This window comes from Hylemonella gracilis (assembly GCF_004328645.1).
In the GTDB taxonomy this organism is placed as follows: domain Bacteria; phylum Pseudomonadota; class Gammaproteobacteria; order Burkholderiales; family Burkholderiaceae_C; genus Hylemonella; species Hylemonella gracilis_B.
The window spans coordinates 310238-333688 of record NZ_CP031395.1 but is presented as its reverse complement, the minus strand read 5'-3'; the positions used below and the strand labels follow the sequence as shown (position 1 = coordinate 333688).

Genomic DNA, 23451 nt, shown 5'->3' with positions numbered 1-23451 from the left:
TCGGCCTCAGACGCCGCGCGCGCGTTCCGCCTGGAAGCGCGCGGTGAATGCGGCGAAGGTCCCCGCATCCAGCGCCTCGCGCACCTCGCGCATCAGGTTGAGGTAGTAGTGCAGGTTGTGGATGGTGGCCAGCATGGGGCCCAACATTTCGCCGCAGCGGTCCAGGTGGTGCAGGTAGGCGCGTGAGAAGCCTTGCCACCCGTGGTTCGGGCCGCCGCCTTGCTCCCAACTGATGCCGGCGCCGCCCGCGCAGGCGTAGCAGGTACAGCTCGGGTCCAGGGGCTGGTGGTCGGCCTTGTGGCGCGCGTTGCGCAGTTTCAAGTCACCGTAACGCGTGAAGATGGTGCCGTTGCGCGCGTTGCGCGTGGGCATCACGCAGTCGAACATGTCCACGCCGTTGGCCACGCCGTTGACCAGGTCCTCCGGCGTGCCCACGCCCATCAGGTAGCGCGGCTTGTGGGCCGGCAGGCGATGGGGCGTGTGCGCCATGATGCGGTTCATCTCGTCCTTGGGCTCGCCCACGCTCACGCCGCCGACGGCGTAGCCCGGGAAATCCATCTCCACCAAGGCTTCCAGCGACTCCTGCCGCAGGTGCTCGAACATGCCGCCCTGCACGATGCCGAAGAGGGCGTTGGGGTTCTCCAGCCGCGCGAACTCGGCTTGTGAACGTCTGGCCCAGCGCTGCGACAGTTCCATGGACACGCGGGCTTCGGCCTCGGTGGTGATGTGGCCGCTGTCCTTGTCACCCTGCCCCTTTTCACCTTGCCAGTAGGGCGTGCACTCGTCGAGCTGCATCACGATGTCGGAATTCAGCGTGGTCTGGATCTGCATCGAGACCTCAGGCGACATGAAGAGCTTGTCGCCGTTGACGGGTGACGCAAAGTGCACGCCTTGCTCGGTGATCTTGCGCATCGCGCCGAGTGACCAGACCTGGAAGCCGCCGCTGTCGGTCAGGATGGGTTTGTTCCACTGCTCGAAGCCGTGCAGGCCGCCGAAGCTCTGCATCACGTCCAGGCCCGGGCGCATCCAGAGGTGGAAGGTGTTGCCCAGGATGATCTGCGCGCCCATGTCGTGCAGGCTGCGCGGCAGCACGCCCTTGACCGTGCCATAGGTGCCGACGGGCATGAAGATGGGCGTCTCGACGACGCCGTGGTTGAGGGTCAGACGGCCCCGGCGGGCAAGGCCTTCGGTGCGCAGCAGTTCGAAACGGAGCATGGAATGGCGGAAACAGTCGGCGGCTGGCCAGAGGTCAGCGGCTGAAATTGGGGGTGTTGGACGCGGACGGGGCACCGGTGGGCACCTCGATGCCCTGGTCCGGGCATTCCGCCTTGCGCGCCGCGCCGATGGGGCAACCGCTGGGCGGCCCCAGCTTGTCGAAGATGGCGCGCAGACCCGTGGGTTTCTCGCCCTGGGCAGAGCCATCGGCACCGGTCGCGGCCGTGTTGTCGTCCGGTGTGGCTTCGATGATCACGACACCTTGGTTGGTGCCCTTGAGCATGGCGTTGCGCCGCTCCATCAGAGATTGCGCGTGCGCCGGCGCGAAGGTCAACATCAGCAGCGCGGCGGCCAGCAGGGCGGGGAGGGCAGGGGCCCGGGAACGGAGGTGAGGCATGCCCGAGATTGTCCCCGAAGCGGCTCGGCCGTCCGCGGGGGCGGGTTTTTGCCTCGCGCCGCGCTCTTGTTCCTCAAGAGACGTCGGCGCGCGGGATGCGAGCGGCAGGCCTCAGGCCTTGACCTTGAGCGAACCGGGGTAGGTCAGGGAGCTCGAATCGGCAGAGACCGAGAACACCACGCTGGTCGCGGCCGTCTGCTGCATCAGGGACTGGTAGAGCGAAATCACGCCATCGGGCGTCTTGGACGACTTGGCGGCTTGCGAAATCGCGGCGCTTTGCTGGATCTGCGTCGAGATCTGCATCGCGTCGCTGGCCTGGGTGGCGATGCGGTTGGCGAGGCTGGGGTCGCTGGTGTCGGCTTTCAGCACGGCCTGTACCGCGGCCTTGTCCTTGTCGTTGCCCTTGACTTCAACTTCACCCTTGCTGTTCACCGAGAACTGGACGGGCTCGGACAGCTTGGCCAGCGCCTTGGTCAGGGCCGCGCGCAGATCGGCCGCCAACGACACCTGGGCGGATTCCAGGTTGCGGGCGATGGTCGCCGTCTTGAACATGCCGGCCGCGCGATCGATCGAGGCCTGCGAAATCGTCTCGTCGCTGCTGGTGCTGGTCGTCGAGCCGGTCGTGTTGCCCGCGCTGGCGATGTTGCCCGCCACGGCAGGCGTCAGCAAACCTTGGGACGCCAGGTAACCCAGCAGCGTATTGTTGACACCTGAGATCATCGGAAAACCCCTGAAACAGAACAAATCTGGAACAGGATTCTTGCGGGCCTGTGCTGGCGCTAAACCGCGTGCTGAGGCCGTTTTCCCCTTCAACTGAAGGCTTAGACCGTGGCCGGTGCGTGCTAGGTCGGATGCTTCCACGCCGGCTGGCCCGACCGAGCCCCGCCTTGGGGCGGGCCGCCGGTCGGTGGCCTTATTTCCGGGACAGGCGGGCGATGTCGGCCGCCAGCTCTTCCTGACCCTTCTGGGACTTGAACTGTTGCCAGGCAGCCTGTTCATTGTTCATGCTGGTCCTGATGGCGGTTTTGGCCGCGAGCTCGGTGGCATTCGGGTCCAGGCCGACCAGCACGTACAGCGTGCCATCGGGGCCTTGCAGGCTGCGCACGATGCGTGTGCCCTGCAGGCTCTGGCTGGTGATCTGCTTGGTGACCGCGGTGTTCACGCGGTCCACCGTCTCGCTGCCGCCGGCCCCCGTGGTTTCGGCGTACTGCTTGATCAGGTTCTCCACCTCGACCCGCATCTGCTGCGCCAGTTGGACGCGCGCGGCGGTGGCGGCCATCTGCTTCATGAAGTCCAGGCCGGCTTCCGACCGGGTGGCCGAGCCGACCGCCGCGACGGCCAGGCCGTCGACCGGTTGATCGCAGATCCAGCCCGGCGCGGGCTGGCTGGAGTTGGGGAAGACGCATTCCGCCACCTTGGTGGGCGCGGAACATGCGCCGACGAGCAGGACACCCGCCAGGGCGGCGATACGTTGGAGGAAACGGTGTGACATACAAAGCTCCTTGTTGAAAAAACGATGGCTCCCGTGCGGGCGGGCCTGAGGTGACAGCGCATTTATTCCCGGGTGATGCGGTAGCTGACCCGGCCACTTCCGGTCGTGAGCCCCTGGAAGGAGAAGGACAGGTAGTCCTGATCCCCGCCGCGCCCATGCTCGAGCCGGGCCCGTTCGTAGGCGCGGTCGAAGGTGATTTCGCTCATCACCGCGCCGCGTTCCGTGTCCCACAGAAAGAGCTTGCTGTTGGTGATGGCCGCGACGTAGCGCCAGCCGGAGAGGAAGAGGCAATCCAGCACCTTGCTGCCGCCCTGTTCCTCGCGTGTGCGGTCTGTCACCGGGGCCGAGACGAAGGTGGCGACTTCCTTGTCCGCGCCCAGGTCGAGCACATGCACGGTGGAGCCATAGCTGCGCTGCGGGCGTCCGCCCAGCAGCTGCGTCTTACGGATGTAGCCACCCACCGCCACCATCTTGCCGTCGGACGAGGGCTGCGCGCAGGTGATTTCTTCGCTGAGCCAATCGCCATCGGCGAGCTTGACCCGCTTCAGCGCCGGATGGCTGGGCATCAGGGGCTCGGGCCGGGGCTCGGCGCGGTAATCGGGGCTGGCCGTCGGCACGGGCTGCAGCCTCACGCTGAACAGCCGGGGGTTGGTGTAGTCCTGCACCTGCAGGCCGAGCGACTGTGCCGTGGCGTCCACCGCGCGCTGGATGGCGTTGCTGACCGCCGCGCCCTCGGTCAACCCGTCCGAGGGCGGCAGGCCCTTGACCCCCATGGGTGGCGAGGCGGCCGCGCGCACCTGCGCGTCCTCGCCCACGTAGCGGATGTCCGACAGCGCCGTGGCGCTGTACAGGCCGGCGACGCCGCGGGTCACGCCGGTGTCGAGGTAGACCCGGTAGATGCCATCGAGGGCGTACTTCGAGGCATTGGCCACGAATTCCTCGGCCGTGATCAGCGCGCCCGGGTCTTGCAGTCGGCCCCAGCCTTTCTTCAGCTTCTCGGCTTGTTCGCGGTCCAGCACCGTCAGGCCGTTGTCGCCCAGAAGCTGTTCCAGCCGGGTTTGCGCGATGCGCGCGTGAGCCGTTGGCAGCGTGGTCGGTGCGTACACCAGCACGGCCACCTTGCGCGCGGGGGCGGCGGCCAGCGCGGATGCTGGCCGCCAGGCCCCGAGCATCGTCGCCAGGGTCAGCAGCAAGGCGACGCCTGCGCGCTTCATGGGGCGATCTCCGGGTTCAGGAACTTGCCGAAGCGGTCTTGCCAGCGCCGCACCACATTGAGCGCCAGCACGTCCAGGGTCATCTCCGGCGAGACCGGGTTCCAGCCCGTCAGGCCCTGGAAGCGGTCGCTGTAGACCGGCTTGCCGCCGTCCCAGAGCAGGGTCCAGAGCAGGCCTTCGAACTGGTATTCACGCGCGGGCTTGCCGTCGGGGGCCCGGTCCTGGCGGCTGTTCAGTTTCCCGGAAGCCAGCATCACCAGCATGGGGCGATCCGTGCCGCCTGGGGTGCCGAGTTTTTCCGGGAGGTTGCCTTGGAGCAAGGCCTGCGTCTGCGCGGCGGGCAGGGCCGCGCGGCGGGTTTGCAGGTCCGCGCCCAGGGCACGGAACACATTGCCCACTTCGTCGCAGGCCTTGGGCCAGGGTGTGGCGGTGGCGGTCTGCGCCTTCTGCAGGCACAGCAGTTCCAGCGGACGGCCTTCGAAGTACTGGCGCCAGCGTGCGGTTTCCAGATCCGTCGCCGAGCAGTTCAGGTGGTCGGCGCGCTGACGCGCGAGGGCGCTGCGGTCCATCAGCTGCCGCGACGACAGTGCCAGCTGGTAATAGGTCTTGGCGCCGCAGCGGTTGGCGCGCAGCTCTTCGGCTTCGGCCAGCTTGATGTAGAGATCGCCGGGTGCGAACAGCGGCGGCAGGCCCTGGGCGTGCTGCTGCAGCAACTGGCGGTAGATGCCGATGGCGGCCAGGCGCAGGCGGGCCTTGGCCGCTTCGTCGGGCAGGTCTTCGGCCTTGAGCAACTGTTCGTCGGCCTGCGCGAGGCGCTGGCGCGCGTGCTCCACCTCGCGCGCGGTGGCGCCCAGGGCCTGGTCCAGCCGGCGCAGCTGCTGGGTGTAATAAGCGGGCGAGCTGGCCTCCGGGATCAGCGCCAGCGTGATGCGCGGCAGTCCGTCCTGCGCCGCTTCCAGCGCGATCTGCCGCGTCGCCAGGACCAGGCTGTCGTCCTGCGCGGTCGCCAGCTGGGCGTTGAATTGAGCGAAGAGCTGACGCGCCAGCGCGGTTCTCTTTTTCTCTTCCAGGATCTGGCGGGCGATGCGCACGCGCACCCAGACCTGGCAGCTTGCGGCGTCTTCCCAGGTCTCCATGGTCTCAACGCTTTCCAGCGTGGCCTGGGTGGAGGTCTCGGTCAGCGTGCGCAGGGTGGACTCGGTCAGCACCGCGCCACCGCTCTGGCGTTGCGACTGTTCCATCGACAGCGAATTGCGCACCTCGACCTGGATCAGGCTGGACAGGCTGCGCAAGGCGTTCTGCCGGGCGGAGTCCAGGCGCTCGGCCAGCGGGCCACGGCTCTGGCTGGACACGCCCGCCGCGTGGAAGTACGCGCCCGAAATCGCGTCGGGGCTGCTCACCCAGCCGGGTTGCGGGCCGTTGCCGGGGCAAGTGGCGGCCCACGCCAGGGGGGCCGCGCCGAAGAAAAACAGGGCCGTCGCCGTCAACCGTGCCAGCATGGGACGGCCCCTTGAAACCTTCACGCTCGACATGGGCTGCGAGCGATGTGGCATCAGAAGCGGACCGTGGTGCCGAAGAGGATGCCGGTGGTGTCGGACGGGTCTTCGGAACGCTGGTACACGCTCAGGTCAAAGCTGGCCGACTCGGAGATGAAGTAGGAGAACCCGCCCTTGAGCGTGAGGGTGGAACTGCTGCTGCTGTCGGTGTTGCCCGTGGTCCAGGTGGTTGTTTCCGAGGTGCCCAGAGCGGCTTCGACGAAGGGCACGAACTCGCCGGTTCGTCCGACTTGGAAGTAATAACGCGCGCCGACGTCGTAGCCGTTGGTCACTTGTTCCGAATACGGTGCGTGCTGCCAGGTGTAGAACCGGCTGTAGCCCAGCTTGAGCACCATCTGGGGAGTCAGATAAAAGCCGTAGCTGGCCCAGATGACGGTTCGGTCATTGTTGTCGGTGCTGCTGATGTCTCCCGACATGCTGACTTCGCTGCGCTTGTCCTGCGCCAGGGCGCTGGTGGCGAGGCTCAGCGCGGCGACGCTCGCCAGAACGCAATGAACCAGCGGGCGGCTGAAAGCAGGGCGGTAACGCATGGGTGAAGACTCCTCAAGGCATGTGTGACAGGGTTGATCGGTCCGGTGCTCGGGTGACTCCGGGCTTGGCGTGCATTCTGGAAGCGTGGTCGTGAAAGCAACATCCCGAATTCATGTGATGCCGCTCAGTGGCCGTCGGTGGGTATAAATGCGGCTTGATCCACCCTTCTGCCCCAACTTCCCTTTCGTCCATGCTGTCCGTGCTGGTGGTCGAGGACGACCCGGAGACCCGCGCCTTCTTCGCCCGTTGCATCCAGGACACGCCTGGCTTGTCGCTGGCCGGTTCGGTCGCGACCATGGCCGCCGCGCTGGCCTGGCTGGACGCGACCGAGGGGGTGCTGGACGTGCTGCTGGTGGACCTGGGCCTGCCCGATGGCTCCGGCCTGAACGTCATGCGTCATGCCTTCGCCCGTTTCCCCGCAGTGGACATGCTGGTGATTTCGATGTTCGGCGACGAGGACAGCGTGCTCGACAGCATCGAGGCCGGCGCGGTGGGCTACATCCACAAGGACGAGCGACCCGAGAACATCGCGCAGACCATCCTGCAGATCCGCGCGGGCGCTTCGCCCATCTCGCCCATGGTCGCGCGGCGCGTGTTGCGGCGTTACCGCACGCTGGCCGAAGCGGCGCCGCCTGCGCCACCCGTCCTGCCCGTGGCGCAGGTACCTTCCCTGTCGGCGCGCGAGCAGGCGGTGCTGGAGCTGATCGCGCGCGGGTTTTCCTACGCCGAGATCGCGCGCCTGCAGGAGATCAGCGTCCATACCGTGCAGACGCACATCAAGAACCTTTATCAGAAGCTGGCCGTGCATTCGCGCAGTGAAGCGGTGTTCGAAGCCACGCGCATGGGCTTGCTGAAATCGTTCTGAACATCGCCATGCCGTCCTCCTCCCTGCCGATGCCCACGCCAAGCCACTGCTGGCGTGGTTGGCGCGCCTGTTGCCTTGCGCTCGGGGTGGTGGTCGCCGGCTTCCTGGACGCGGGCGCGACTGGCGTACCGGCTGGTGCTGGCGTGGCGGATGCCGTGGGTACGACGACGGGCGTGCAGGAACTCAGCGCGGCGCGCGCCGTCGTCCGTGTGATGGGGCAGGAGCCGGTGGTGCTCGGCCCGGTCACGCTGCCCTACCACTGGGACCGCGCGCATGTGGGCCATTCCGGGCAGGCCGAATTCGAATTGCGCTTTGACGCCCCTGGGCACGAGCTCGCGCAAGGAGAGCCTTACGGCATCTACTTTCCGCGCATCGGCAACACGGCCGAAGTCTGGCTCAACGGCACCCTGCTGGAGCGCCTGGGCGACCTGGACCGGCCGAACACGGCCGACTATGCCAAGGGCCCGCAGTACGTCACCGTGCCGCCGCAGTTGATCACCGGCGCAGACAACCGCCTCATCATCCGCCTGCACGCCGACAAGGGGCGGCGCGGCGGCCTGGCGCGGCCGCTGCTGGGGCCGCAGGCCGAGGTGCGCCCCCTCTATGACGCCACCTACGGCATGCGCGTCGAGATGTCCGTCATCATCGCCGTGTTCAGCCTGCTGGTGGGTAGCCTGGCCCTGGCCTTGTGGATCACGCAGCCCGAGGGTGGGCCGGCCCGGGGCCAGGTCGGGCCGCAGTCCAACGCGCTGTACCTGGCGGCTTTTCTGGCCGAATACTGCTGGGCCCTGCGCGTGGGCGACGTGATGATCCATCGACCGCCCTTGCCCTGGCCGATCTGGAACGTGGTGGTGACGGCGGCCTTCGCGGGCTGGATCGCCGGGGTGGGCTGGTTCTGCCATTGCGTGGCGGGGTGGCACCAGCGTCCCTCGGCGCGCTGGGTCAAGCTGGGGCTGGTGGCGCTGGTGGCTTCCTCGGTGCTCGCTGCGGCCATGGCACAGCTGCGTGGCAACCCGGTCTGGCTGACGGTCTGGCTGGGCATGGCCAATCTGGTCTTCGTGGCCTACGCGCTGTTGTATCTCTGGCGCGCGCTGCTGCACCCGCAAGACCGCACGCGACTCGTCGTGGGGCTGATCGGCACGCTCAACGTGGTCATGGGCGTGCGTGATTGGATGGCCATCCGCCTGGTGGCGGGCAGCCTGGAGGTCAACACCTGGATCCGTTATTCCTCCGTGCTGTTCGGCCTGGCCCTGCTCGTCATCATGATCCAGCGCTTTCGCGCCGCCAGTCAGCATGCGCGTGAACTGACGCAGCAGTTGAGCGAGCGCGTGGCCGCGCGCGAGCAGGAACTGGCCCTCAGTTACGCCAAGCTCGAGACGCTGGCGCGCGACCAAGCCCGACAGCAGGAGCGGGGACGCATCCTCAAGGACATGCACGACGGCGTGGGCGTGCACTTGAGCACCGCCATCCGCCAGCTCCGCTCGGGTGCCGCCAGCAGCGAGGAACTGCTGCGCACGCTGACGGACTCGCTGGACCAGCTCAAGCTCTCCATCGACGCCATGCAGGTCGAGCCCAGTGACGTGGGGGCCATGCTGGCGGGGTTGCGTTATCGGCTGGAGCCTCGCCTGCGTGCCGGTGGCATCACGTTGCACTGGACGGTGGATGAGCTGCCGCCGCTGGCGCGCCTGGACGTCGGCGACGCCCGCAACCTGCAGTTCCTGCTGTTTGGCGTCATCTCCAATGTGCTGCAGCACGCGCAGGCCAGCCACCTCAGCGTGTCGGCCCAGCGGGACCACGGCCCCGAGGGCGCGGCCCTGCACATCGTGATCGAGGACGACGGACAGGGTTTCGAACCCGCGCTCACGCCGGGCAAGGGCCTGCAAGCCATGCATGAACGTGCCGCTGCCCTGATGGCCCGGCTGGAACTCATCAGCTCCAGCCAGGGCACCCGGGTCGAGCTGATGCTGCCGATCGACGTGGCCAGGCCACCTGCTGCCCCCAACGCGCCTGCGCGTGGCTGAAGCGCGGCACGGGCGGCGCATGCGTCGCCGGTGGCCCCTAGGCCGGCGCGGGCATGCCGGCCAGGTTCTGGACGAGAATCCGGTTTTTGCGCGTCCTCATTCCCATAACAAAGGAGACACAGAACATGAACCGCGTCGAGCGCCACGCCTGCTTTGGTGGCCGTCAGGAAGTCTGGAAGCACCCGTCCGCCGCCCTGGGCTGCGACATGAGATTCGGCGTTTACCTGCCGCCCGCCGCCGTGGCCGGCGAGCGCTGCCCCGTGCTGTACTGGCTGGCCGGCCTGACCTGCAATGAACAGACCTTCATCACCAAGGCTGGCGCGCAGGAACACGCGGCGCGCCATGGCCTCATCCTGGTCGCGCCCGACACCAGCCCGCGTGGCGCGGGTGTGCCCAATGTGGACAGCTACGATCTGGGCGAGGGCGCGGGCTTCTACGTGAATGCCACGCAGGCGCCTTGGTCCCAGCACTACCGCATGCAGGACTACGTGGCCCAGGAATTGCCCGCGCTGGTGGAGCAGCAATTCCCCACGACCGAGGCGCGTGGCATTTTCGGTCACAGCATGGGCGGCCATGGCGCGCTCATCACCGCGCTGCGCAACCCGGACCGCTACCGCAGCGTCTCGGCCTTCGCCCCCGTGGTCGCGCCCAGCCAGGTGCCCTGGGGCAGCAAGGCTTTCGCCGCCTACCTGGGCGAGGACCGTGCCGCCTGGAAGGCGTGGGACGCCGTGGAACTGATCGCCGGCGCGAGTGAACGCCTGCCCATCCTGGTGGACCAGGGCGACAGCGATGAATTCCTGAGCAAGCAGTTGCGTCCCGAGCTGCTGGAACAGGCCTGCGCTGCGGCCGGCCACTCCTTGACTCTGCGCCGCCATCCGGGCTACGACCACAGCTATTACTTCATCGCCAGCTTCATAGGCGACCATCTGGCGCACCACGCGGCTTCGTTGAGCTGAGCACGGCCGCCCGGGCCGCGGGCGTGACAGGGATGCTCTAGCGGGTACCAGGCCGGACGACATATGATGGGGATGAGTCGGAGTTTCCGGGCACGGCGTCCTGCCGTCGCCCGTCGTCTTGAATCAGGGCCTCTTGATGCACGATCCCGATGACCCCCGCCCGCCTGCCAGCGACGCAGGCGCGGCCGCCGCCATGCCGTTGCGGCTGCTGCTGCGTTTCGCCGACGCGGCCTACGAGCGGCGCTTCGTCAAGCACTACGTCGCCTTTTATTTCCGTTACGCGCAGGCCAGCCTGGTGCTGGGCGCGGTGCTCATCGTGGGCGACTATCTGGTGGACCACATCGCCTACGGCGGCGTGGAATCCAATCTGCTGCGTCTGACGGTGGCCTTGCCGGTGCTGTTGGCCGGCCTGGGGTATTCGTTGCTGCCCGATGCGCGCCGGCACTGGCAGCCGGCGATGAGCGGCTTCATCATCACGGTGGCCTTCAGCCTCTTCGTGACGTTGACGCGCATCGACGACGAAGGCGGTGCCGGCCTGCGCAGCTGGGTCGGCGTGCTCAACTTCACCTTCCTGCAGTTCTATTGTTTCGTGATCCTGGGGGTGCAATTCCGCTACGCCCTGGCCTCGGGGCTGGTCATCCTGGCCGCCTTCGAGTACGCGCTGTGGTCACACGCCGGCCTGACGCTGCCGCAGGCGGTCTACTGGTCCTACCATGTGATCACGCTCTTCATCCTCGCGGCCGGCATCGGCTGGTGGCGCGAGTACCTGCTGCGCAAGGAGTACGTGGCGCGCGCCAGCCTGGACGATTCCCGCGCCGCGGCCGAGCAGCGGGCGCTGCGGCTCGCGCATTACGATGAAGTCACGGGCCTGCCCAACCGTCGCCTCTTCGCCGAACTGGCCGTGCCGGTGATCGAACGCGCGCGGCGTGGCGGCACGGGCTGCACCGTGCTGCACGTCGAGATCGACCGCCTCGCCGGCATCCATCATGTCTACGGGCGTGGCGCGGGCGACGCGGCCCTGTCCGACATCACCCAGCGCATCCGCCTGTGCATCCGCAGCGGTGATCTGGCCGCAGCTGGCACGGCGGGTGAGGAGCCAGGCGTGGTGGCGCGACTGGGCGATAGCGCGTTTTCGATCCTGCTGGCCGACCTCGACAGCCAGGAGCGCGCCTCCCTCGTCGCGCAGCGCCTGCTGACTGCGGTGGCCCAGCCCGTGGTCGTGGACGCGCAACCTCTGGTGCTGTCGGCCAGCATCGGCATCGCGCTGTTTCCTGGTGATTCCCCGGACCTCACGGGCCTGATGCAATGTGCCGCGCAGGCGGCGCGGACCGCCGCGGAGGCCGGTGGGGGCCAGCACATGTTCTTCGACGCAGCGCTCAACGCCCGAGCCCGCGAGCGTGTGCTGCTCGAAACCGAGCTGCGCCAGGCCATCCAGACCGGGCAACTCTGCCTGCACTACCAACCCAAGGTGAATGTGCGCAGCGGCCGCATCGTCGGTGCCGAGGCCCTGGTGCGCTGGGCGCACCCGCAGCGCGGCATGATCCCGCCGGGGCATTTCATCCCCCTGGCCGAGGAAAGCGGCCTGATCGCCCCGTTGACGGACTGGGTGCTGAACGCTGCCTGCGACAGTCTGCGCCGCTGGGCGGACGCGGGCCTTCCCGAGCTGCCGCTGTCCGTCAACCTGCCGGCGTCCAGTCTGGCCGACGCGCGCCTGCTCGACCAGCTGGAGGCACTGATGCAGCGCTACGGCTTGCGCCCGTCCAGCTTGACGCTGGAGCTGACCGAGACCATGCTGATGCGCGACATCGGCGCCGCCATCGGCGTGCTCGAACGGCTGCGCGCCCAGGGTTACGGCCTGGCGCTCGACGACTTCGGCACCGGCTATTCCTCGCTCAACTACCTCAAGCGCCTGCCGGTGAACGAGCTGAAGATCGACCGCGCCTTCGTCATCGACGTGGCGCGCGGCGGCCGTGACGGCGCGCTGGCCGCGGCCGTCATCACCCTGGGCCGGGAACTGGGCCTGCAGGTCGTTGCCGAGGGGGTGGAGACCGAGGAACAGTCGGAGTTTCTGAGTGGCCGGGGCTGCGTGTTGCAGCAGGGTTACCTGCACTCCCGGCCGGTGCCCCAGGGCGAGTTCGAGGCCTTGCTGAGGGCGGGGGCTGTGTGAACCCCCGTGCAAGTCTTCACGCGCTCGTCTTTTGCGTCGTCTGCGCAGGCGCCTGAACAGGCAGCAGCCGGCCTTGCAGCAGCGCCACCCCCGTGCGGATGGCGAGGCCAAGGACCACCACGTTGGCGGCGATGAAGAGCAGTGGCGCGAGCGCGCCGAAGATCGGGTCGCTGCCCCGCTCCGTGTAGCGCATGACGCTCGTTGCGAGGGCCGTCACGCCGAAGGTGTAGGCCCAGTAGCCGGGCGTGAACGGTTGCCGGACCCAGGGCAGCAGGCGCAGCGCCAGCAGGGCCTGCACCAATGCATATCCCAGCAGCATGCGCGCCAGCAAATCCGGCGGGCCGCTGGTGACGGCGGCATAGGCCAGCAAAGCCACGGCCGGCGGCGCCATCTGGATGCCCAGGGTGGGGCGCAGCGCGGACGGCAGTTCCTCGGCGGTCAGCAGGCGGCTGATGATGAGGGACTCCAGCACCAGCCAGGCCAGCACCCCAGCGCCGAAGAAGAGTTGCCCCAGTTCCGGCCAGCCCAGCGCGCTCATGGCGATGGCGGAGACCAGGTTGGCGGCCACGGTCGGCAGGTAGAGCACCGGCGTGGTCGCGCTCACGCTGCGGCCACCGCGCCAGAGCCCGCCGTGGCGCCAGACGCCGAAGGCCAGCGCGCCCAGGCCACCGGCCGTGCACAGCAGCAGCGCCACGGCGTGGCAGTAGGGCAGCGCGGCCATGCCGATCAGCATCGTCGTGACCGGGATCAGCGCGACGAAGCAGCACTGGATGGGGTGCGCGATCTCGGCGCGTGCGGCCTCGCGCTGGTGCCGCCATTTCAGCCCGTACAGCACGATCAGGCTCAGCCACACCAGGCCGGCCAGCAGCATCACGGCCTCGCCGATCCACGGCGGCAGGCCCCAGTGCCGGGCGGCCACGCGCCAGCCCGTGCCCAGGCCGGCCAGGCCCAGAACCATGCTGAAGAAAGAGGCGGGAACGGGGGGCAGACGGGTGTGCAAGTGGAACTCCCTCAAGGTGAAAGTGGCGCGGGCTCTTCCGCGTCGGTGGGCAGTGTAGGCGCGGAGGACGAGGACGGCATGGCCATTGCGGTGTCGTCCAGCAAGGCCCGCAGCCGGGCCTGATCCTGCAGGCTGATGGGGTTGAACACCATCAGGCCCAGGTCCGGCCGCCCTTCGACGGCGAAGCTTGAATACTCCAGCGCCAGGGTACCGGCCTGCGGATGCCGCAGGCGCTTGGTGCCTCCGCCCTGGGCATGCACGTCGTGGGCTTGCCACAGGGCCGCGAAGTCGGGGCTGCCTTGCGCGAGTTCGTCCACCAGGGCCTGCACCTCGGCGGCGGCCCAGGTGGCGCGCGCGGCGTCGGCGCGGAAGGCCGCCACCACGTAGCGGGCCACGCTGTCCCAGTCGACTTGCTTGGCCCGTGTGGCCGGGTCCAGGAAGATGCGGCGCAGGATGCTGCGTTGTCCCGGCGGCAGGGCGCCATAGCCGAACACCCGATCGGCCGCGCGGTTCCAGGCCACCAGATCCCAGGTCAGCGTCTTGATGTAGGCCGGGCTCCAGGGCAGGGCGTCCAGCAGACGCTGCAGCCGGGGTGACACCGCGTCCGCCTGCGCTGCGTCCGGCAGCTGTGGCCGGGTCGGCGTCCGCCCCAGCCCAAGCAGGAACAGGTGTTCGCGCTCGCCCTCGGTCAGCATCAGCGCGCGGGCGATGCGGTCCAGCGCCTCGCCCGAAGGCGGGCCGCCGCGCCCCTGCTCCAGGCAGGTGTACCAGGTCTGGCTGATGTGGGCGAGCTGGGCCACTTCCTCCCGGCGCAGGCCGGGCGTGCGCCGGCGCTGCCCGGCAAAGCCGAAGGCGGCCGGGTCCAGCCGCGTGCGCCGGTTGCGCAGGTAGTTGCCCAGGGCGTTGTCGTTGCGGTCGGTCATGCGCCTATCCTGTCAGTCTTCATACTACGATAACGTCCCGACTTTACCCCCATGGCCCGAACGCGGACAGTGCACCCTGTTTTCTTCAACAGGAGCGAAAGATGCGTATTTTTGTGACGGGTGCGAGCGGTTTCGTGGGCTCGGCCGTGGTGCGGGAACTGCTGGGCGCGGGCCACCGCGTGCTGGGCCTGGTGCGGTCTGACGAGGGCGCTGCGGCGCTGAAGGCCCAGGGGGCCGAGCCTTTGCGTGGTACCTTGGAGGAGCTGGACGCCCTGCGCTCAGGCGCGGCGGCGGCCGACGGTGTGATCCACACCGCTTTCAACCATGACTTTTCCCGCTTCGCCGACAACTGCGCGTTGGACCGGCGCGCCATCGAGACCCTGGGCGAAACCTTGCAGGGCTCGGGCCGGCCCCTGGTCGTGACGTCCGGCCTGGCCCATCTGGCCCGCGGCCGACTGGCCGCCGAGACTGATCTGCCGCCCGTGGACCCGCAGGCCTTCCCTCGCGTGTCCGAGGCCACGGCCATGGGCTTCCTGAGCCTGGGCGTGCGCGCCATGGTCGTGCGCCTGGCGCCCACCACGCACGGCGCGGGTGACCATGGTTTTGTTCCGTACCTCATCCGCTTTGCGCGCGAAGCCGGCTTCGCTGCCTACGTGGGCGAAGGCCAGAACCGCTGGTCCGCCGTGCATCGCCTGGATGCCGCCGCCCTGTTCCGGCTCGCCGTCGAAGGCGGTGAAGCCGGGGCGCGCTACCACGCCGTGGCGGAAGAAGGCTTGCCCTTCAAGCAGATCGCCGAAGCCATCGGGCAGGGTCTGGGCCTGCCGGTGCGTTGCCTCACGCGCGAGGAAGCGCCCACGCACTTCAAATGGCTGGCCGGCTTCGCGGCCATGGACATGTCGGCGTCGAGCGCCTGGACGCGGGGGCAGCTGGGGTGGGCGCCGACGGGGGCGGGGTTGATGGGGGATTTGGCGGGGGCGGATTACTTCAAGGCCTGAGGGCGGTCAACAGGCATGCGCACGCCTGCCTAAGCAGCGTCGCGTGGTGAGGGTGCGCCTCGAACAACCGTCGGTGAGAAGCCGAACCGCTTTTTAAATCGCGCCGAGAAGCGTGAGGCTGATTCGTAGCCGACCTGATAGGCGATGTCCGAAATCGCGTGATCGGTGACTTGCAAGAGCGTCAAGGCGGTGGTCATCCGGACATCGATCAGGATGCTGTTGAAAGACTGCCCCAGAGTCGCGAGTCGGCGTCGAAAGGTTGCTTCGCTCATTGCAAGGGCCTGAGCCAGATCCTTGGAGACCCAGGCTTGCTCCGGTGCGGCGCTGATCAAGCGCCGGATTTTTGCTTGCAAATCGGAAGGGGGTTCTGGATTCAATATCCATCCGGAGTGAGCCAGCCAAGACAGCAACTCTTGCATGCGATGCTCGGCAACCACCTGGGGCAAGAGATCGGGCGAAGTGATGGCCAGGCAGGCACGCTCGAATGACTGCAGGAACTCGCACCCCAATTCCTTGAACACGGCGATGTCTTTCAGTTTCGAGTGATGCGGGAAAGCGCGCGCCATCGTGGAAATGATCGGGGCCGCGCAAACGATCCAGGTGGACTCAAACTGTCCTCGTTCGGTCTCGTTCTGGACATCACAGGTCGTGCCCGGTGCGATGGCCACGGCATCGCCTGGCGACAGGACCACGGTCTTGCCTCCAGCCTTGACGGTTTTTCGGCCCCGCCGCAGCAGAATAAGAGAGGGGTGATCGGTGACGAAGGTGTGAACGAGAAGATCGTTCTGCTGAAGAACCGATGCCGTCAAACCGATGTCCTGCCTCGACCAGACTTTCCGTTGGATTCGAGTTGACTCATTCATGCGGGGGCTTCAATGGGGGGGCGGACGATCAATGTGCGTGCTGCAGGGATTTTGATCGGGACGGCACATCAATTGCTCGAATCGGCACAGCGGGTTCAGAAGTCTGCATCTACGCTAGGTCCGACCTTTCAACAACGAAGTCGGAGAAGACTGGATGATTCTTTATACCTCCCCGCTCGCCTGCTCTTGCGCAGCGCACATGATATTGATCGAGCTTGGCCTTCCTCATGAAATCAAGTTCGTTGATATCTACGCGCAACCGCACGCCTTGGTGGACGATGGACAGATCTACGCGAGTGTGAATCCCAAGAATGCCGTCCCCGCGCTGAGGCTCGACTCAGGTGAATTGCTGACGGAGATCGGGGTCATCCTGCAATACATCGCCAACTTGAAGCCGGACGCCGGGCTGCAGCCGAAAGCAGGCAGCTTGGCACATTACCGGGTGATGGAGTGGTTGAGCTACGTGGGCTCCGATGTGCACAAAACGATCGGTCCCCTGTTCCATCCGCACATGCCGGAGACTGCGAAAGAGATCCACAGGCAAAACCTCAAGCGCAGATTGACTTACGTCGATGAACAGTTGGCGCATCGGTCGTATCTGACCGGCGAGACCTTCACCGTGGCGGATGCCTACCTGTTCGTGATGATCGGATGGGAGCCCTATTTCAAGTTCGATCTGTCACCGTACTCCAACCTTGCTGGTTTTCATGCGCGGATTGCGTCAAGGTCATCATTTGCGCAAATGCTCGAGAGCATTGCATCGGTACTTGAGCGCATGAAACTTCCGGTATTTCCCAGTATGAAGTCTTCCTGAAACCTTGGTGCCGCACCGCATGGTGACGTATGCGCGGTCATTCTGTTCGTTCCAACACCATTGCGTCCCCATAACTGAAAAACCGATACCGCTGCGCGATCGCATGCCGGTACAGCGCCATGATGTGCTCGTAACCCGCGAACGCGCTGACCAGCATCATCAGGGTGGATTTGGGCAGGTGGAAGTTGGTGATCAGCAGGTCCGCCACTTCGAAGTCAAAGCCGGGGGTGATGAAGATCTCGGTGTCGCCGCTGGTCTGTCCTGTTTTTGCCCAGGATTCCAGCGTGCGGATGGTGGTGGTGCCCACGGCGACGATGCGGCCGCCGCGGGCCTTGGTCTCTGCGATGGCTTGCTGCGTGGCGGCGGGCACCTCGTACCACTCGCGGTGCATGCGGTGTTCGGCCAGGTTCTCGGTCTTGACGGGTGAGAAGGTGCCGGCGCCCACGTGCAGGGTGACGTTGGCGCGCCGCACGCCGCGCGCGTCGAGCGCGCCCAGCACGCCATCGTCGAAATGCAGGGCGGCGGTGGGCGCGGCAGCGGCGCCGGGTTTGGCGGCGAAGACGGTCTGGTAACGTGCCAGGTCTTCGGCGCTGTCGCCGTGGTCTAACTCGTCACCCCGGTCGAGGTGACGTTCGATGTACGGTGGCAGCGGCACATGACCGTGCCGCTCCATCATCCGGTGGGGCTCGTCGCTGAAGCGCAGGCGGAACAGTTGCCCGTCTTCGTCGGGCCAGCGGCCCAACAGTGTGGCGGTGTAGCCGCCCGTCATCTGCAGGACGGTGCCCGCGGCTGGCTTCTTGCTGACCTTCATGTGGGCCACGACCTCGTGGCCCGTCAGCACGCGCTCGATCAGCAATTCCAGCTTGCCGCCGACGGGTGAGCTGGTGCCTCGGGGGGGAGCCGGTTTATGGCCAAACAAGCGGGCCTTGACTACCTTGGTGTCGTTGAAGACCAGCAGGTCGCCGGGCTGCAGCAACGCGGGCAGTTCACGGAAGATGCGGTCCACCGGTTGCGCGCTGGGCCGGCTGTCGCGGCCATCGAGCAGACGCGAGGCGCTGCGCTCGGGCGCGGGGTGCTGGGCGATGAGTTCAGGGGGCAGAGCGAAGTCGAAATCGCTCAGGGTGTGGACGCGGGCCGGGGCGGTAGGCCGGGGCGCGCCGGAGGCGGCGGAATGTGGCATGGGCTTGAGGGCCGGACGGGCCCGTTCCAAGTTGATCAAGAGGCCCCGATTGTCTCATCCGCTCCCGCGCGCAAGTCTCCCTCCGTGGCCGTTCACGCCACTCAAGCCGCTCGCGCGAGGGCGCTGGGCGCGGCGAGATTGGCCGCGTCCGCGCGGTTCGTCGGTGCCTCGGCCGTGCCGCCCGTCACGCGCGCCAGCAGGGCGGCCGGGTCCAGCAACTGGATCAGCAGGTTGCCGCCGTTGGCGCGGATGAAGTGGCTCATGAGCTGCTGCTCCGCGCCGAAGGGTGAAGGCATGAGCTGCTCGTCACCGAACTCGGGCACGGCGTGCAGGCCATCGACCAGCAGGCCGGCCGTGTGCATGCCGTGGCGCACGATGATGATCTGGCTGTTGTCGTCCAGCGTGCCGCGCCGCTCGTGCAGCAGCCAGGCCAGGTCGAACACCCAGACGAAGTGGCCGATTCGGTCATTGCCTTGCGGTGCCAGCATGCCGATGCGGCCTTGGTATTTCTGGCCTTGCGTGGCCCGGCTTGGCGCGCCCGAACCCGCAGCCGAACCCGCGGCGGGGCCACCGTTGCCCATGCGCGCCGACAGCGCGCTGGCGGGCAGGGCCTCCAGCACGTGCACGGCGGGCAGGGCCAGCAGGTCGCCGCCGCAGTGGAAGGTGGCGTAGGTCTTGCGCTGGCGGCCGTCGCCGCCGTAGCCGCTTTCCTCGATGGCCTGGTCAAGGCGTTGCGTGCGCTCGTTGCGCTGCACGGCGCCCAGGGGCTGCAAGACCACGGAGAGTACGTCTTCCTCGTACCCGTCGCTGACCTTGAACTCGCGGTAGCCCTGGCCGGCGGCGCAACCCATGACGGCGTAGTGCCCGTCATGCTCGACGATGCGCGAGACGCTGCTGCCCTTGGGCAGCTCGCGCAGCAGCGCCAGCATGGACGCGTCTTGCAGGTGCGTGCCTACCGGGTGCGTGGCGTCGGTGCTGGCGATGATGCGTCCGGCGCGGTTGGTGAAGTAGCCCGTGCCCTGGCGCTGGGCCAGGCCGCTGCGCAACATGGCTTCGAACTCGGTGGCGGCGTCGAAGACGATGCCGATACCGCCGACGACCTCACCCCCGGGCGCGCGCACGGCCGCGTGGTAAATGTAGGTGGGCTTGCCGCCATAAAAGGGCGTGGGCTCGAAGGCGCTGACGTGGTAGGCCTGGTCATCGGCCAGGCCGCGCACGCGCGCCAGCGTGGCCGCGTCGATGGCCTCGTCGCCCGCCTGCGCCGTCTCGCCGCTGCGGCGCGAGCGCGCGATCACGGTGCCGCTGCGGTCGTAGACAAAGAGCTGGGTATAGACCGTGTACAGGCCGTGGATGTAGCCGAGGATGTCCTGCAGCTTGCGCGCTTCCTCCGGCGCGACCACGGGCTCGGCCAGCGCGGTGCGCAGCTCGGCCGTCAGAGCCCACCAGCGGCAGTCGTCGGCGCGTTCGTAGAGGTTGCGGTCCAGCAGGTCCACCAGCAGTTGGGAAAGGAACTCACCGTCCTGCTGCTTGGTTTCGAGCACGGTTTCGTAGAGGTCGCTGATGGACTGCGAGAACAGGGCGTTGCTGCGCGAGCCGGTCTCGCTGATCTGGTCGAGGATGGTCTTGAGCTTTTCCTTCTGCTCGCCGCCGTTGGCATCGGATCGGCGCCGCTTCGGCGCGCCGTCGTCCACGAAGATGTCTTGCTGGTCGGCGGTGATGACCTGGCCGTTCCAGACCACGCGGCGGATCGTTTCGGTGGCGGTGATGATTTCGTGCAGCGGCGGGCTGAAGTTGCGCGCGTGCTGCAGCAGGCCGGCGGCCTGCGCCGGGGCCAGCGACGACAAGGTGCTGCGCGTGCCGCCCGAGAAAGCCAGGTCCACCGGAATCATCAGTTGCCCGCGCCAACCCGTCGGGCCCATATAGCCCTGGTAACCCTCGGCATGGAAGGTGCGGATCAGGTATTCACGGCCCTCGTGGATCTGCAGCTGCGGCGTGCCATCGAGGTTGACGGGCACGGTGGTGCCGGGGCCGATCCAGTGCTCGTCCGCGCTGGCGATCACGCGGGCCTCGCCATCGAGCAGCAGCATGTTGGAGCGGCCTTCCGGATCGCGGTGCGAGCGGAAGATGCCGCGCATCTCGTTCTCGAAGTCGAAGCACAGGCACAGCAGGCCGACCACGGCGTCCGTGTCAGGGTGGTGCATGCGGCGTGAATAAATGAGGGCCTGCGCCTTGCCGGGGCGCAGGTCGCTGGCGCGGAAGGTCTCGACGAAATTGTCGCTGTCCAGGGTTTGGGCGATCAGTGCGTCGCTGCTGCCTTCGACGGGCGACTCCGGGTCCAGCTGCACCAGCACATTGCCTTGCAGGTCGAGCAGCATGATCTCGTCGTAGACCGTGTACTTGCTGCGGTAAGCGAAGAGGCGCGCGCGGATGGCGTCGATGGCATCCTCGTCGGGGCCCTGCGTGGCCTGCTGGGCCGACGCGACGAAGGCGCAGAGCTCGCGGTCGGTCGCGAGAAAACCCACGTCGGCGGTGCGTTCGTAGAGGTTGCGCACCATGATGTCGATCACGTAATGCGCCTTGGCGCCAATGGCGGCCAGCACATTGGCCACTTTCTCGCCGGCCAGGCTGTCCACCAGTTCCTGCTCGAGCCGGCCGAAACCCGCGCGCGTGGCGGCCATGATGGGCAGGATGGTCTGCGCCTCGCGCGGGCAGTTCATCTTGGCGGAGGACTCGATCATGCGCCACATCTGGTTGAGCTCGCGCAGCGATTGCTCACAGCGCGCCACGTCACGCATATAGGGCAGGTACGTATCCGTTTGCAGCTTTGTCTTCTTTTTGTCCATCTTGATTTCTTCACTGGTTCGTTCCCTCCCTGCGGCAGGAAACGCTTCTAGTTGTGGAGTCTGCGCGTGGGGCTGGGCCCCACGCTGGGCACTACGCAAGAGCTGTGCCGGTTACATATCGAGACCCGTACCGCGACCCGTGGCCACGTCCATGCCGGACCGGTGGGTCTGGGCCACAATGCCGTCCATGCCCGCCGTACGCGAACATGTCGACAAGATGCAGGTCCGACAGGACAAGGCCGACAAGCCGCTGAGCGCGCCGCAGAAGGCCATGCGCCGCCTGGGCCTGGACAGCGACATGGACCTGGCCCTGCACCTGCCTTTGCGCTACGAGGACGAGACGCGGCTGATGGCCATCGCCGAGTTGCGCGACGGGGACCTGGCCCAGATCGAGGGCGTGGTGCGTGAGAACCGGGTTGAGGTGCGCGCGCGTCGTCAGTTGATCGTGCGCATCGAGGACGCCGCCGGGCACACGCTGTTGCTGCGCTTTCTGAACTTTTACCCTTCTCAACAGAAGTTGTTGGCCGTGGGCCAGCGCGTGCGGGTGCGGGGTGAAGTGCGCGGGGGTTTTTTGGGGCGCGAGATGGTGCACCCTGAATGCAAGGCCGTGCAGGCCGGCGCGCCGCTGGCCCAGGCGCTGACACCCGTGTACCCGACCACGGCCGGCCTGCCGCAGGCCTATCTGCGCAAGGCCGTGGGCCGTGCGCTGGACAAACTGGTGCTGGATGAAACTCTGCCGCCGCAGGCCCTGCAATCCTGGCCTGGTGGGGCACGGGTGCTCGCTGACTGGTCCTTGCACGCCGCGCTGGACTACCTGCATCACCCCGGCCCCGAAGTTTCGCTGGCCGCCTTGCAGGACCGCAGCCACCCGGCCTGGTTGCGTCTGAAAGCCGAGGAGTTGCTGGCCCAGCAGCTGTCGCAGCTGCAGGCGCGGCAGGCGCAGGCTCAGCGGCGCGCGCCGGCCCTCGCCTTGGGGCGGCCCGGCGGCGAGACCGAGGGGCTTCATGAAAAACTGCTGGCCGTGCTGCCCTTCGCGCTCACGGCGGCGCAGCGCCGCGTGAGCGAGGAAATCGCGCAAGACCTGGCCCGGCCCTCGCCCATGCACCGGCTCTTGCAGGGCGACGTGGGCAGCGGCAAGACCGTGGTGGCCGCGCTGGCCGCCGCCGTGTGCATCGATGCCGGCTACCAGTGCGTGCTGATGGCGCCCACCGAAATCCTGGCCAGCCAGCACGTCAAGAAACTGGTGGACTGGCTGGCGCCGCTGGGCGTGCGGGTGGCCTGGCTCGCGGGTGGGCAGAAGACCCGGGAGCGGCGCGAGACGCTGGAAGCGATCGACAGCGGCCAGGCCCAGCTCATCGTCGGCACGCACGCGGTGATCCAGGACAAGGTGCATTTCCACCGGCTGGGCCTGGCCATCGTGGACGAGCAGCATCGCTTCGGCGTGGCGCAGAGACTGGCCCTGCGCGAGAAGGTGATGGAAGGCAGCGACCCGCGCAGCGGCGCAGCGTGGGGGCCCGTTGAACCGCATATGCTGATGATGACGGCCACGCCCATTCCGCGCACCCTGGCCATGAGCTATTACGCTGACCTCGACGTGTCCACGCTGGACGAACTGCCGCCGGGGCGCAGCCCCATCGTGACCCGCGTGATCTCGGAGCAGCGGCGCCCGGAACTGATCGACCGCATCCGCGCCCAACTGGCCGACGGACGGCAGGTCTACTGGGTCTGTCCCTTGATCGAGGAAAGCGAGGCGGTGGACCTGACGAATGCCACGGCCACGCACGCCGAGCTGACCGCGGCCTTGAATCATGGCGCCCATGCTGCGCCGCGTGGCGGCGAATGCAGTATCCAGGTCGGCCTGCTGCATTCGCGCCTGCCGGCCGCCGAGAAGCAGGCCGTGATGGCCGAGTTCGTGGCCGGGCGCATGGGCCTGCTGGTCAGCACCACGGTGATCGAGGTGGGCGTGGACGTGCCCAATGCGACCTTGATGGTGATCGAGCACGCGGAGCGCTTTGGCCTGTCGCAACTGCACCAGCTGCGCGGGCGGGTGGGGCGCGGGGCGCAAGCCTCGGCCTGCGTGCTGTTGTACTCGACCGGGGACGCGCCGCGCCTGGGCCAGACCGCGCGCGAGCGCCTCAAGGCCATGGCCGAGACCAACGACGGATTCGAGATCGCGCGGCGTGACCTGGAAATCCGCGGTCCGGGAGAATTCCTGGGCGCGCGCCAGTCCGGCGCGGCCCTGCTGCGCTTTGCCGACCTCGCCACCGACGGCGAGGTGCTGGACTGGGCGCGGCAGACCGCCGCGCTGATGCTGGCGCAGCATCCGGCCCTGGCCGAGCGCCACGTGGCGCGCTGGCTGGGCGGGCGGGTGGACTACCTGAAGGCCTGAGCCGGGCGCAGGCACGGCGTGCGGGGCTGT

The 23451-nt window shown here is 67.6% G+C and carries 19 protein-coding genes; 7 read left to right on the top strand and 12 right to left on the bottom strand.

The genetic code is table 11. The features are described 5' to 3' along the window. Positions 1-6: 6 nt before the first annotated feature. The 7 genes from tgt to DW355_RS01595 form a co-directional block, all read right to left on the bottom strand. Positions 7-1215: a tRNA guanosine(34) transglycosylase Tgt gene (gene tgt / locus DW355_RS01625; RefSeq protein WP_131277479.1), complete on the bottom strand. Its 1209-nt coding sequence runs from the start codon at positions 1213-1215 to the stop codon at positions 7-9. 34 nt (positions 1216-1249) lie between these two features. Further along, positions 1250-1612, bottom strand: a complete 363-nt coding sequence (locus tag DW355_RS01620; RefSeq protein WP_131277477.1) for a hypothetical protein — start codon at positions 1610-1612, stop codon at positions 1250-1252. Positions 1613-1723: 111 nt separating this feature from the next. After that, positions 1724-2332: a hypothetical protein gene (locus tag DW355_RS01615; RefSeq protein WP_131277475.1), complete on the bottom strand. Its 609-nt coding sequence runs from the start codon at positions 2330-2332 to the stop codon at positions 1724-1726. A gap of 193 nt (positions 2333-2525) precedes the next feature. Next, positions 2526-3104 (bottom strand): LPP20 family lipoprotein, encoded by a 579-nt coding sequence (locus DW355_RS01610; RefSeq protein WP_131277473.1) that lies wholly within the window; start codon positions 3102-3104, stop codon positions 2526-2528. A gap of 62 nt (positions 3105-3166) precedes the next feature. Further along, complete coding sequence (locus DW355_RS01605) at positions 3167-4318, bottom strand: hypothetical protein (RefSeq protein ID WP_131277471.1); 1152 nt, start codon at positions 4316-4318, stop codon at positions 3167-3169. Beyond that, on the bottom strand, positions 4315-5817 hold the full coding sequence (locus DW355_RS01600; protein ID WP_165493106.1) for an LPP20 family lipoprotein: 1503 nt from the start codon (positions 5815-5817) through the stop codon (positions 4315-4317). The genes DW355_RS01605 and DW355_RS01600 overlap by 4 nt, the downstream gene beginning before the upstream one ends. Positions 5818-5870: 53 nt before the next feature. After that, positions 5871-6404: an outer membrane beta-barrel protein gene (locus tag DW355_RS01595; RefSeq protein ID WP_131277467.1), complete on the bottom strand. Its 534-nt coding sequence runs from the start codon at positions 6402-6404 to the stop codon at positions 5871-5873. 191 nt (positions 6405-6595) lie between these two features. Here DW355_RS01595 and DW355_RS01590 point away from each other — a divergent pair, with 191 nt between their 5' ends. From DW355_RS01590 to DW355_RS01575, 4 genes are all read left to right on the top strand, one after another. Next, positions 6596-7270, top strand: a complete 675-nt coding sequence (locus DW355_RS01590; protein WP_131277466.1) for a response regulator transcription factor — start codon at positions 6596-6598, stop codon at positions 7268-7270. Positions 7271-7278: 8 nt separating this feature from the next. Further along, positions 7279-9291, top strand: a complete 2013-nt coding sequence (locus DW355_RS01585) for a sensor histidine kinase (protein ID WP_131277462.1) — start codon at positions 7279-7281, stop codon at positions 9289-9291. A gap of 125 nt (positions 9292-9416) precedes the next feature. Next, positions 9417-10247 (top strand): S-formylglutathione hydrolase, encoded by an 831-nt coding sequence (fghA, locus tag DW355_RS01580; RefSeq protein ID WP_131277459.1) that lies wholly within the window; start codon positions 9417-9419, stop codon positions 10245-10247. Positions 10248-10383: 136 nt separating this feature from the next. After that, entirely contained in the window at positions 10384-12414 is a 2031-nt protein-coding gene (locus DW355_RS01575; protein ID WP_131277456.1) for a putative bifunctional diguanylate cyclase/phosphodiesterase, read from the top strand. Positions 12415-12430: 16 nt separating this feature from the next. Here DW355_RS01575 and tehA read toward each other — a convergent pair whose 3' ends face one another. Both tehA and DW355_RS01565 read right to left on the bottom strand, forming a co-directional pair. Continuing rightward, complete coding sequence (gene tehA, locus DW355_RS01570) at positions 12431-13414, bottom strand: dicarboxylate transporter/tellurite-resistance protein TehA (RefSeq protein ID WP_207388062.1); 984 nt, start codon at positions 13412-13414, stop codon at positions 12431-12433. A gap of 11 nt (positions 13415-13425) precedes the next feature. Beyond that, positions 13426-14337, bottom strand: a complete 912-nt coding sequence (locus DW355_RS01565) for a helix-turn-helix transcriptional regulator (RefSeq protein WP_131277453.1) — start codon at positions 14335-14337, stop codon at positions 13426-13428. Between the two features lie 101 nt (positions 14338-14438). Here DW355_RS01565 and DW355_RS01560 point away from each other — a divergent pair, with 101 nt between their 5' ends. Beyond that, on the top strand, positions 14439-15332 hold the full coding sequence (locus tag DW355_RS01560) for an SDR family oxidoreductase (RefSeq protein ID WP_131277450.1): 894 nt from the start codon (positions 14439-14441) through the stop codon (positions 15330-15332). A gap of 29 nt (positions 15333-15361) precedes the next feature. Here the strand turns inward: DW355_RS01560 and DW355_RS01555 are convergent, their stop codons facing one another. After that, positions 15362-16195, bottom strand: a complete 834-nt coding sequence (locus tag DW355_RS01555) for an AraC family transcriptional regulator (protein WP_131277447.1) — start codon at positions 16193-16195, stop codon at positions 15362-15364. 154 nt (positions 16196-16349) lie between these two features. Here DW355_RS01555 and DW355_RS01550 point away from each other — a divergent pair, with 154 nt between their 5' ends. Beyond that, positions 16350-17009, top strand: coding sequence for a glutathione binding-like protein (locus tag DW355_RS01550; protein WP_131277445.1), 660 nt, complete (start codon positions 16350-16352; stop codon positions 17007-17009). A 37-nt stretch (positions 17010-17046) separates the two neighbouring features. Here the strand turns inward: DW355_RS01550 and queA are convergent, their stop codons facing one another. Both queA and DW355_RS01540 read right to left on the bottom strand, forming a co-directional pair. After that, entirely contained in the window at positions 17047-18189 is a 1143-nt protein-coding gene (gene queA, locus DW355_RS01545; RefSeq protein ID WP_131277442.1) for a tRNA preQ1(34) S-adenosylmethionine ribosyltransferase-isomerase QueA, read from the bottom strand. 101 nt (positions 18190-18290) lie between these two features. Further along, positions 18291-21032, bottom strand: coding sequence for a chemotaxis protein CheW (locus DW355_RS01540; RefSeq protein ID WP_131277438.1), 2742 nt, complete (start codon positions 21030-21032; stop codon positions 18291-18293). 187 nt (positions 21033-21219) lie between these two features. On the opposite strand from DW355_RS01540, the gene recG reads away from it, so the two are divergent. Further along, complete coding sequence (gene recG / locus DW355_RS01535; protein ID WP_431733200.1) at positions 21220-23421, top strand: ATP-dependent DNA helicase RecG; 2202 nt, start codon at positions 21220-21222, stop codon at positions 23419-23421. The last annotated feature ends 30 nt before the right edge of the window (positions 23422-23451 follow it).